Raw genomic sequence first — 11552 nt, forward strand, 5'->3', positions numbered from 1 at the left:
CAACCTATTGAAATTGTGGATAAAATCCGCTTCTTCGTTGAAATAAAGGGCTGATTTTGCTATGATGAATTTGTTTTAGTTGTGGATGACTCCCGAATGAACTCCGCATTATCAACAGTCTGTGGATAACATTGTGAACAATTTATCCCCTTCTTGACCGATTGCGATCAATCGTTACTTCATATTGTGGATGATATCCTGAAACAGTCCGTCCATTCGACAGTTTTTTTTCGCATTTCCCGCCGAATTTCGGCAGAATAAATAAGGAGTGACAGTCTGTGGACAGTCATGCCAACGAAATATGGCACCAAGTATTGTCAATGATTCAGACGAAACTGAGCAAGCCGAGCTTCGATACGTGGTTCAAGGCGACGAAAGCTTATTTTGTCGACGACTCCAAAATTGTCGTTACGGCGCCCACGGCATTTGCCGTAGAATGGCTTGAAGGTCGCTACACGAAGCTGGTGCGCAACACGCTCTACGAATGCTTGAACCGACAGATCGACGTCAAGTTCGAGATCGAAGAGGAGGCCAAATATCCCGAGCCTGCCGCACCGGCCCAACCATCCGCGCCGGCTCCCGCCGTCCAGGAAGAGACTTTTACGCATGCGCTGAATCCAAAATATACATTCGACACTTTTGTCATCGGCGTGAACAACCGTTTCGCCCACGCTGCCGCGCTCGCCGTAGCGGAAGCGCCGGCCAAATCGTACAATCCGCTGTTTTTGTACGGCGGCGTCGGGCTGGGCAAGACGCACCTGATGCATGCGATCGGCCATTATATTTTGGATCATAATCCGAGCACCAAAGTGCTGTACATCTCGTCGGAGAAATTTACCAACGAATTCATTAACGCAATTCGCGACAACCGCGGCGAAAGTTTCCGGACGAAATACCGCAACATCGACGTGCTGCTTATTGACGATATCCAGTTTCTCGCCGGCAAAGAGTCGACGCAGGAGGAGTTTTTTCATACATTTAACGCGCTGCACGAGGAGCGCAAGCAGATCGTCATCTCCAGCGACCGGCCGCCGAAAGAAATTCCGACGCTGGAAGAGCGGCTGAGATCCCGGTTCGAGTGGGGCTTGATGACGGATATCCAGCCTCCGGATTTGGAGACGCGGATCGCCATTTTGCGCAAGAAGGCCAAAGCGGAAAATCTCGATATCCCGAATGAGGCGATGGCTTATATCGCCAGTCAGATCGACACGAACATTCGCGAGCTGGAAGGGGCGCTGATCCGCGTCGTCGCCTACTCGTCCCTCATTAATGAAGACATTACGGCGCATCTGGCGGCGGAAGCGCTCAAAGATATTATCCCGTCAGGCCGGCCGAAAATGATTACGATTCAGGATATTCAGCAGAAAGTCGGCGAATTTTACGGTTTGCGGCTCGAAGATTTCAAAGCGAGAAAACGGACGAAAGCCGTCGCTTTTCCCCGTCAGGTCGCCATGTATCTGTCGCGGGAGCTGACCGACTTCTCGCTGCCGAAAATTGGCGAAGCGTTCGGCGGACGCGATCATACGACCGTCATTCACGCTCATGAAAAAATATCCCAGCTGATCAAGCAGGACCAGGAATTATTCAAAATCGTGCAAAATCTGACCGAAAAGGTCAAACAACATACGTGAACAACCGGACAAGCCTATGCACACGCTATGCACATGTGGATAGGCTTGTTTCGTCGCCATTTTCTACACATATCCACATATTCAGCGGCTCTACTACGTCTACTACGAAAAAATGTTATAATATACATCATCCCATATTATCGGCACAACTGCCGTCACGGCGCGGCGAACCTATAAGTCCCGTAATCGTTTAGGAGTGAATTCATTGAAGCTGACTATTGCAAAAAACGAATTGAACGAAGCGATCCAGCAAGTGGCGAAAGCCGCTTCCTCGCGTCCCGCAATTCCGATACTCGGCGGCATAAAATTCGATGTAGCGCATCATGGCGTAACGCTGACGGCAAGCGACACCGATATTTCGATTCAAAGCTACATTCCGTCGGAACAAGGCGACCGTATCGTGGTCAGCGTAGACAGGCCCGGCAGCGTCGTGCTCGCCGCCAAATTTTTTGCCGAAATCGTCAAGAAACTTCCGGCCGATGATGTCGAAATCGAGGTGGGCGAACGGTATCAAACCTCGATCCGCTCCGGTTCGACCGACATTCAGATGGTCGGGCTCGATCCGGAAGAGTTCCCCGTGCTGCCTGTGCTTAACGAGAACGAGATTATCCGGATTCCGGGCGACCTGCTGAAAACGATGGTGCGCGAAACGATTTTTTCCGCTTCGACAAGCGAACAGACGCCGATTTTGACCGGTATTCTCTGGTATTTGCAGGGAAGCGAACTGAAGTTCGTCGCGACAGACCGCCACCGTCTGTCCACGCGTACGGCGACTGTCGAAGCGAATCCCGATTACCGCTTCTCGAATGTTGTCATTTCTTCGCGAACGATGGCCGAGCTGTCGCGTCTTGTCCCCGACTCGGACGAACCGGTGGAAATCGTCGTTGCGGACAATCAGGTGCTGTTCAAAACCGGCAACCTGCTGTTTTATTCCCGCGTTCTGGACGGGACATATCCCGACACTTCCAAGATTATTCCGCAAGTGTACAAAACAGAACTCGTTTTAAACACAAAATCGCTGAGCGACGCGATCGACCGGGCTTATCTGATGTCGAGGGAGGAGAAGACGAATATCGTCCGGCTCGTTACGCTCGACAACGGCATGATCGAAATTTCTTCCAGTTCTTCGGATCTTGGCAAAGTGACGGAACAGATCGACGTCGCCAGTCTGAACGGAGAGCCTCTCCGCATCGCGTTCAACTCCAAATATATGCTCGATGCGCTCAAAGTTATCGACAGCGAGCGGCTGTTTATCGGCTTTACGGGACCGATGAGCCCGATCATCATTCGACCGACCGACGCTCCCTACAGCCTGCACCTAATACTGCCGTACCGCACGACAGGTTGACGGATGAGAGATTCGCGGCGAAAGGAGCTTGTCAACGGATGAAAGCTGTTTACATTCATACGGAATACATTACGCTCGGACAGTTTCTGAAACTGTCCGAGTGCATCGATACGGGAGGCCAGGCCAAGCCTTTTCTGCAGGAGCGCAGCGTTGCCGTCAACGAAGAGCCCGACAACCGAAGGGGGCGCAAGCTGTACCCCGGGGATCGAGTGGACGTCGAAGGATTCGGCGCATTTGAGATTATACGGCGCTGATCGCCGGTCCGAGACGGCGTTTCGCGAAACGATTAACGACCGGGAGGCTATAACGCGTGTTTTTGAAACAGATCACGTTGCAGCATTACCGCAACTACGATTCGCTGGAGCTGGATACCGACCGCAAAGTCAATTTATTCGTCGGTCCGAACGCCCAGGGCAAGACCAATCTGCTGGAAGCGATCTTCGCGCTGGCGCTCACCAAATCCCATCGCACGTCCAAGGACCGCGAGCTGATCGGCTGGCAGGCAGAGAGCGCCCGGATATCGGGAACGGTCGAAAAACGGTATGGCTCGGTAACACTTGATCTTACTTTTTCCCCGCAAGGCAAGAAAGCGAAAATCAACGGACTGGAACAGCGCAAATTGAGCGACTTCGTCGGAACGCTCAACGTCGTCATGTTCGCTCCGGAAGATTTGGAAATAGTGAAAGGTACACCGGGCGTGCGCCGGCGTTTTCTCGATATGGAAATCGGCCAGGTGCAGCCCGGTTATTTGCATACACTGCAGCAATATGGCAAGGCGCTCGTCCAGCGCAACAATTACCTGAAGACGGCCGGCCGGGGGGCGAATCTGCAGGAGGCGCTACTCGACGTATGGAACGCGCAGTTGGCTGAATACGGTGTTAAAATTATGAAAAAAAGGAAACACTTTATTCATAAACTGCAAATATGGGCGGAGCAGATCCATGCGGGGATTACCGCCGGCGGCGAAAAGCTTGATGTGCAATACCGCCCGTCCTTCGAGATCGATCTCGAACAAGATGAAGCTGTTTTATTCAATCAATTTATGATAAAGTTATCACAGGTAAAGGATCAGGAAATCCGCCGGGGCATGACGCTGATCGGCCCCCACCGCGACGACATGTCCTTCTCGATCAACGGGAAGGAAGCGCAAGTCTACGGCTCGCAGGGCCAGCAGCGTACGACCGCGCTTTCGCTAAAGCTGGCGGAGATCGAGCTGATTCGCGAGGAAATCGGGGAATATCCGCTGCTGCTGTTGGACGATGTTCTTTCGGAGCTTGACCGCAACCGGCAGACGCAACTAATCGAAACATTTCAAAGCAAAGTGCAGACGTTCATTACAACGACCGGACTCGAAAGCGTCGATGTCGGCAAACTTCAGGATGCCGGCATCTATCAGGTGCAGAATGGCAAAGTGACGCATTAAAGCGATAAATATACCGGGGGCATACGGAGCAAGTAAGGAGGATGAGGCTGTGTATATCCATCTGGGCGGCGAGAAAATCATTCGTGCTGCGGAGCTTGTAGCTATTTTCGATATCTCGATTGAGCAATCCTCCAAGCTTTCCAAGCAATTCGTGGCGGGAGCCCGCAAGCGCAAGGACGTTGAAACGATCGGAGAAGAGGAACCGAAATCTATCGTGGTGACCAAACAGAAAATTTACTATTCGCCGATTTCGTCCTCCACGCTGAAGAAGCGCGCACATCATTTTGCGGCATTTTGATGATTTCCGTCGCCTCAGCAATCAGGATGAGCAGTCGAGAGGAGCAGTGAACGGGCAATGACATTGAATCAAAATACGTATGACGAAAGTCAGATACAGGTGCTCGAAGGGCTGGAAGCGGTTCGCAAGCGCCCGGGCATGTACATCGGATCGACGAGCGGCAAAGGACTTCATCATCTCGTATGGGAAGTCGTCGACAACAGTATTGACGAGGCGCTGGCCGGCTATTGCACGAAAATCGAAGTCATCATTCACGAAGATAACAGCGTCACCGTCATCGACAATGGCCGCGGGATTCCGGTCGGCGAACACCCGAAACTGAAAAAGTCGACGCTCGAAGTGGTGATGACCGTTCTCCATGCCGGAGGAAAGTTCGGCGGAGATGGGTACAAAGTGTCGGGCGGCCTTCACGGCGTCGGCGTATCCGTCGTGAACGCGCTCTCCGAGCAGGTTATCGTACAAGTCAAGCGCGACGGCAAAATTTATCAGCAGGAATACCGTCGCGGCGTCCCGCAATACGATTTGAAAGTGGTCGGAGAGACCGACGAGACGGGGACCCAGACGCGCTTCAAACCCGATCCCGAAATTTTTACGGAAACGACCGTATTCGAATACGAGGTGCTGCAGTCCCGGATCCGGGAGCTTGCGTTCCTCAACAAGGGCATTACGATCTCGCTGCTGGACGAGCGGACCGGCGCCTCCAACACGTACCATTATGAAGGCGGGATTATCGAGTTTGTCGAATATTTGAACCGCAACAAAGAGCCGCTGCATGAAAAACCGATTTATGTCGAAGGGATGAAAGACCACATTCAGGTCGAGGTCGCCCTTCAATACAACGACAGCTACAGCGAAAATATTTATTCGTTCGCGAACAACATCAATACACATGAGGGCGGTACGCACGAATCCGGATTCAAGAGCGCGTTGACCCGGATTATTAACGACTACGCCCGCAAAACGAACACGATCAAGGACAGCGGCACGAATCTGTCCGGCGACGACGTGCGCGAAGGACTGACGGCGATCATCTCCGTTAAAATTCCCGAGCCGCAGTTTGAAGGACAGACGAAAACGAAGCTTGGCAACAGCGAAGTGCGGGGCATCGTGGAGTCGCTATTCGCCGAGAAATTCCAGGAATTTCTGGATGAGAACCCCTCCGTTTCGCGAAAAATTGTGGAGAAGGGGCTGCAGGCGGCGCGGGCGCGCGAAGCGGCGCGGAAGGCGCGTGAGCTGACGCGGCGCAAGAGCGCGCTTGAAGTCAGTTCGCTTCCGGGCAAGCTGGCCGACTGCTCGTCCAAGGATGCGTCCATCAGCGAGCTGTACATCGTCGAAGGCGATTCCGCGGGAGGATCGGCAAAGCAGGGGCGGGACCGCCACTTCCAGGCCATCTTGCCGCTCAGGGGCAAAATATTGAACGTCGAGAAAGCCCGCCTTGACCGGATACTCAGCAACGCCGAAATACGGGCTATTATTACAGCGCTCGGCACCGGCATCGGCGACGACTTCGATCTTTCGAAGGCGCGTTACCATAAAGTCATTATTATGACGGACGCAGACGTCGACGGCGCCCATATCCGGACGCTGCTGCTTACGTTTTTCTACCGGTACATGCGCAAAATTATCGAGGCCGGCTATATCTATATTGCGCAGCCGCCGCTCTTCAAGATCGAGCGGAACAAGACGGTGCGTTACGCCCAGACCGAGCAGGAACGGGATCAGATTATCAAAGAATTCGGCGAAGGCGCCAAAGTGAACGTGCAGCGTTATAAAGGTCTCGGGGAGATGAACGCGAGCCAGCTGTGGGAGACGACGATGGACCCCGAGAGCCGGACGATGCTGCAGGTGACGATTGACGACGCCATGGAAGCGGATGCCATATTCGATACGCTGATGGGCGACAACGTCGAGCCTCGCCGCGATTTCATTCAGCAGTATGCGAAATTCGTTAAAAATCTCGATATTTGACATCGACTATCAAACGACAAAAGCCGTCCGGTTCCATCGGACGGCTTTTCGGAATCATCGGCTTGCCGCCCGGCCGTTTCGTTTGAATCGGCCGTAGGAAACAGCATACCGGTAAATTTTCCGGAATACGCGTTTATCGTTCAGTTTGCGAAACAGAAACGGGTCCGGCAAGGTGTTGATCTCCAATATCCAGGGGAACAAATCTTTGTCGACCGCCACATCGACGCCGATTTCCTTAAGCCGCGGATAGCGGGTTTCGAGCTGGCGGGCGGCCAAGGCTCCGAGCGACGCCAAGCGTGCCGTGAACGACTGCTGCTTGGCGGAAGGCAGATGCTGCGTCATCAGTCTGGAAAGCGACATCGGCGTGGCCCCGTTGTGATAGTTTGTAACGATTTTGCGGGGGTCGCCCAGCCTGCCGATCATGCCTGTCGTTTCCCATACTCCATGCGGATTTTTTTGCACCATAACCCGTACGTCGAATCTTCGCTTGCGGTGGGTAAGCAAATGAATGCCGCGCTGAACCAGGTATGGCCGCTTTCCCGTTCGCTGCTGAAGCTGTTCATACAGTTTATCGAACGTTGCCGCATGGTGCGTCGAAGTGCCGATTCGAAACTGGTAGCCGACCTGCGGCGGATGGAGACGCTCGACGCGGAATACGCCTTTGCCGAACGAGCCGTTATCCGGTTTCACATACACCATGCCATATTGATCCAGCATGTCCTGGAGCGATTTGCGTCCGAACCACCGGGTATCGGGGACATGCTTTTTCAATTCTGCGGACTGCAGCAGCGCGCCGGTTTTTTTCCATTTGCTGCGAACGCGTTGTATGCGCAAATAAAGGTCACCCGCCTTTTTTCTGATGAACTGCGTCCTCCTAATAAGAGACAGGGATTCGTTTCAATGCTATAATAATATTTATTGCTATATTATGACGACGGATGGGTAAAGTGCGGGGGGCCGTCACCCATTTTGCCGCAGATTCCGCATATTTTTAACGACGGCGTCAAAAGGCGGCGACGTTTATTCGCGGTCAAGATGTGGGAGACTGAAATATAACCGTTTTTATTTTCAGATAACTGTAACGACGAATCGATTGCCGGTAATGTCCGGACTGATAGAAATCAGGAGGTAGACAATGGCGGAAGAACAACGTTCGAAGGTGCGGGAACGCGATATCGGAACGGAGATGCGGGATTCTTTCATGGATTATGCGATGAGCATTATCGTCAGCCGCGCGCTCCCGGATGTACGAGATGGACTGAAGCCGGTTCACCGTCGTATTTTGTATGCGATGTCGGAACTTGGCATGTCTCCGGACAAGCCGCACAAAAAATCCGCCAGAATCGTAGGCGAAGTTATCGGCAAATACCATCCGCACGGGGATTCTGCGGTTTACGATACGATGGTTCGCATGGCGCAAGACTTCTCCATGCGCTATATGCTTGTCGACGGACACGGCAACTTCGGTTCGATTGACGGCGATATGGCGGCGGCGATGCGGTATACCGAAGCCCGGTTGTCCAAAATCGCCATGGAAATGCTGCGCGACATCAATAAGGACACGATCGACTTCGTGCCGAACTACGACGGCGAAGAGCAGGAACCGGCCGTGCTGCCCGCGCGGTATCCGAATCTGCTCGTCAACGGCGTCGGCGGCATTGCGGTAGGGATGGCGACTAACATTCCGCCGCATAATCTGGTCGAGGTTATTGACGGCGTGCAGGCCCTTATTCGCGATCCGGATCTGACTTCGCTCGATTTGATGGAATATATCAAAGGGCCGGATTTCCCGACCGCGGGCTTCATTCTCGGCCGTGCCGGCATCAGGCAGGCTTACCAGACTGGACGGGGATCGATCACGATGCGTGCGCGCGCCACGATCGAGGAAAGCGGCGGCAAGGCGCGCATTATCGTGCACGAGCTGCCGTATCAGGTCATTAAAGCGCGGCTCGTCGAAAAAATCGCCGAGCTCGTCAGGGAGAAGAAAATCGACGGCATTACCGATTTGCGGGACGAATCCGATCGCAACGGCATGCGGATTGTGATCGAGCTTAGACGGGACGTCAATCCGAACGTCATCCTGAACAATTTGTACAAGCATACGCAGATGCAATCCACTTTCGGGATCAATATGCTGGCCCTGGTCAACCGCGAGCCCAAAGTGCTAAATCTGCGCGATATGCTGTACTATTATTTGCAGCATCAGATCGAAGTTATACGCAGGCGAACGGAATACGACCTGAAAAAGGCCGAGGCGCGCGCCCATATTCTGGAAGGTTTGCGCATTGCGCTGGACAATCTGGATGAAGTGATCGCGCTGATTCGCGGCTCCCGGACGACGGACATCGCCCGTGAAGGATTGATAACCCGGTTCTCGCTCAGCTACGAGCAGGCGCAAGCCATTCTGGAGATGCGGCTGCAGCGGCTGACGGGCCTGGAACGCGAAAACATCGAAGCGGAATATGCCGAGCTTCTCGTTAAAATCGCGGAATATAAGGCCATCCTGGCGGACGAACAGCTTGTGCTGCAAATTATTAGCGACGAGCTCGAGGAGATCAAGCGGAAGTTCGGAGACGAGCGCCGCACCGAAATTACGGCGAGCGACACCGAAATTCTCGACGAAGACCTGATCCCGCAAGAGGATGTCATCATTACGATCACGCATACCGGCTATATCAAGCGCTTGCCGGTCACCACATACCGCAGCCAGAAGCGCGGCGGACGGGGCGTTATCGGCATGGAGACGAAGAGCGACGATTTTGTCGAGCATTTGTTCGTCTCCAATACGCATCAATACTTGCTGTTCTTTACGGACAAGGGCAAAGTGTACCGGCTTAAAGCCTACGAAATTCCGGATTTGAGCCGCACCGCCCGGGGAACGCCGATCATTAATTTGATTCAGATCGAACAGGGCGAGACGATAAATGCGGTAATCCCGGTCGAATCGTTCAATAGCGACCAATATTTGTTCTTCGCGACCCGGCAAGGGATCGTGAAGAAAACGCCGCTCGATGATTACGCGAACATCCGCAAAATCGGATTGATCGCTATCAATTTGCGGGAAGACGACGCGCTTATCGGCGTCAAGCTGACAGACGGCAACCGGGAGATCATTATGGGCACCAGTCAAGGAATGTCGATCCGTTTCCCGGAAAGCGACGTTCGTTCGATGGGGCGTTCGGCGACAGGCGTTAAAGGCATTCAACTGGAAGAGAACGATACGGTCATCGACATGGATGTCGTCGTGCCGGATCAGGACGTATTGATCGTGACGGCCAAAGGTTACGGCAAGCGGACGCCGATGAGCGAATACCGGATACAGAGCCGGGGCGGCAAAGGGATCAAGACGTTGAATGTGACGGAAAAGAACGGTCAGATCGTCAGCCTGAAAGTAGTGAATAACGATGAGGACCTGATGATTATGACAACCTCCGGCACGCTGATTCGGACAAGCATGGCGGGGATCTCCACGATGGGGAGAAATACGCAAGGGGTCAAGCTGATCCATATTCGCGATGAGGATGCGGTCGCCAGCGTGACGCGGGTGGCTCGCAACGAAGAGGACGCTCAGCAGGGAGGCGCCGAAGATCGGAATGAAAGTTCCGATTCGGACTCCGGTCACGATGAAAACGATCGTTCGGATGACGGCGAAGCATAGGGGGATCGACAGTGATGATGGTACCGTTGGCGCACGTACAGGTTGGCGATATCCTGGCGAAGGACGTTGTAACTGCACAGGGCGGTACGCTTCTCCGGAAAGGCAAAGTCATCACTGCTCGCGAACTCGAAATTTTGCAAGCTTTTCTGATTAAGCACATCGAGCTTGAAAAAGAGGAAAGCAAAAGCGGAGAACCGAAAGGGGACGAAGCATCCGCTAACCGGTCTCACGGAGCAGAAGAACCGAAATCGGGCTTGCTGCGGGCTTATTCCGAATCGATAGCGGTGCTGAAGAAAGCTTTCGCCGACGCGGCCGGCGGCAGAGCGCTGCCCGTTTTCGACATTCGCAGTTCGCTGGAACAATTGCTCAGTTATAGCAGCGAATACAACATCTTGACCTTTATGCCGAAACGGAAGACGGACGAGGACAGTTTATTCCACAGCAGTGTCATGACCGCCATGACGGCTTATCTGCTGGCGCAATGGAACGGTTTTTCCCGCAAGGACTGGATGCAAATTGCGCTTGCCGGTTTGCTGCACGATATCGGGAATGCGAAGATCGACCGATCGCTTCTGCAAAAGTCGTCTTCGCTGACCGAAGCCGAGCGGGAAGAAATCAGACAGCATCCGGTGCTCGGGTATCAGCTGGTCAAAAACATCGCGTCTTTGAATGAAGGGGTCAAGCTGGCCGTGCTGCAGCATCACGAACGAATGGACGGCAGCGGCTATCCTCTTGGCGTCAATGGCTCCAAAATCCATCCTTATGCGCGCCTGGTCGCGATAGCGGACGTATTCCATGCGATGACGCTTCGCAAGACGTATCGGGATGCCCTGTCGCCTTATCTCGTTTTGGAGCAAATCCAGCAAGATGCTTTCGGCAAGCTTGATGCGTCGTATGTACGGACATTCATCGACAAGGTGACGAGTTTTCATATTGGAACCGTCGTCCGTCTTAGCGACAACCGGATCGGCGAAATCGTATTTTCCGATTCCCAACAGCCGACAAGGCCGTGGGTGTCCGTCGCCGGTACGATTATCCGGTTGCCGACGGAACGGTATTTGCATATTCAAGAGGTCATTTCCTCATCCTAAGATCAAGAAACCGCCGGTTCGGGCCGGCGGCTTTTCTCTTCTTACCCCTTAACTAGAAGGGATTATTTTACAGTTATTTTTTTATAAAAAACACTTGCAATCTAATAGGAGAGCGTGATATATTATAAAAGTCGC

Annotated in this window: 9 protein-coding genes; 8 read left to right on the forward strand and 1 reads right to left on the reverse strand. The window is 53.3% G+C overall.

Annotation, left to right across the window (positions count from 1 at the left end; all coding sequences use genetic code 11):
• Nucleotides 1-278: 278 nt before the first annotated feature.
• From dnaA to gyrB, 6 genes are all read left to right on the forward strand, one after another.
• Entirely contained in the window at nt 279-1631 is a 1353-nt protein-coding gene (dnaA, locus tag ABEV74_RS18895) for a chromosomal replication initiator protein DnaA (protein ID WP_430148452.1), read from the forward strand.
• 205 nt (nt 1632-1836) lie between these two features.
• On the forward strand, nt 1837-2979 hold the full coding sequence (gene dnaN, locus ABEV74_RS18900) for a DNA polymerase III subunit beta (protein WP_430148454.1): 1143 nt from the start codon (nt 1837-1839) through the stop codon (nt 2977-2979).
• Nucleotides 2980-3017: 38 nt separating this feature from the next.
• Nucleotides 3018-3233 (forward strand): S4 domain-containing protein YaaA, encoded by a 216-nt coding sequence (gene yaaA / locus ABEV74_RS18905; RefSeq protein ID WP_430148457.1) that lies wholly within the window; start codon nt 3018-3020, stop codon nt 3231-3233.
• 56 nt (nt 3234-3289) lie between these two features.
• Nucleotides 3290-4402 carry a DNA replication/repair protein RecF gene (recF, locus tag ABEV74_RS18910; protein ID WP_430148460.1) on the forward strand — a complete coding sequence of 371 codons (1113 nt, stop codon included), beginning with the start codon at nt 3290-3292 and terminating at the stop codon, nt 4400-4402.
• A 49-nt stretch (nt 4403-4451) separates the two neighbouring features.
• Nucleotides 4452-4700 carry an extracellular matrix regulator RemB gene (remB, locus tag ABEV74_RS18915; RefSeq protein ID WP_062489716.1) on the forward strand — a complete coding sequence of 83 codons (249 nt, stop codon included), beginning with the start codon at nt 4452-4454 and terminating at the stop codon, nt 4698-4700.
• Nucleotides 4701-4757: 57 nt separating this feature from the next.
• Nucleotides 4758-6668 (forward strand): DNA topoisomerase (ATP-hydrolyzing) subunit B, encoded by a 1911-nt coding sequence (gene gyrB / locus ABEV74_RS18920; protein WP_430148463.1) that lies wholly within the window; start codon nt 4758-4760, stop codon nt 6666-6668.
• Nucleotides 6669-6722: 54 nt separating this feature from the next.
• On the opposite strand, the gene ABEV74_RS18925 is transcribed toward gyrB, so the two are convergent.
• Entirely contained in the window at nt 6723-7502 is a 780-nt protein-coding gene (locus tag ABEV74_RS18925; protein WP_430148466.1) for a YheC/YheD family protein, read from the reverse strand.
• 301 nt (nt 7503-7803) lie between these two features.
• Here ABEV74_RS18925 and gyrA point away from each other — a divergent pair, with 301 nt between their 5' ends.
• Both gyrA and ABEV74_RS18935 read left to right on the forward strand, forming a co-directional pair.
• Complete coding sequence (gene gyrA / locus ABEV74_RS18930; protein ID WP_430148469.1) at nt 7804-10326, forward strand: DNA gyrase subunit A; 2523 nt, start codon at nt 7804-7806, stop codon at nt 10324-10326.
• Between the two features lie 14 nt (nt 10327-10340).
• On the forward strand, nt 10341-11417 hold the full coding sequence (locus ABEV74_RS18935) for an HD-GYP domain-containing protein (protein WP_430148472.1): 1077 nt from the start codon (nt 10341-10343) through the stop codon (nt 11415-11417).
• The last annotated feature ends 135 nt before the right edge of the window (nt 11418-11552 follow it).

Origin of the sequence: Paenibacillus cisolokensis (genome assembly GCF_050481165.1) — a bacterium.
GTDB classification, from domain to species: Bacteria; Bacillota; Bacilli; order Paenibacillales; family Paenibacillaceae; genus Paenibacillus_AH; species Paenibacillus_AH cisolokensis.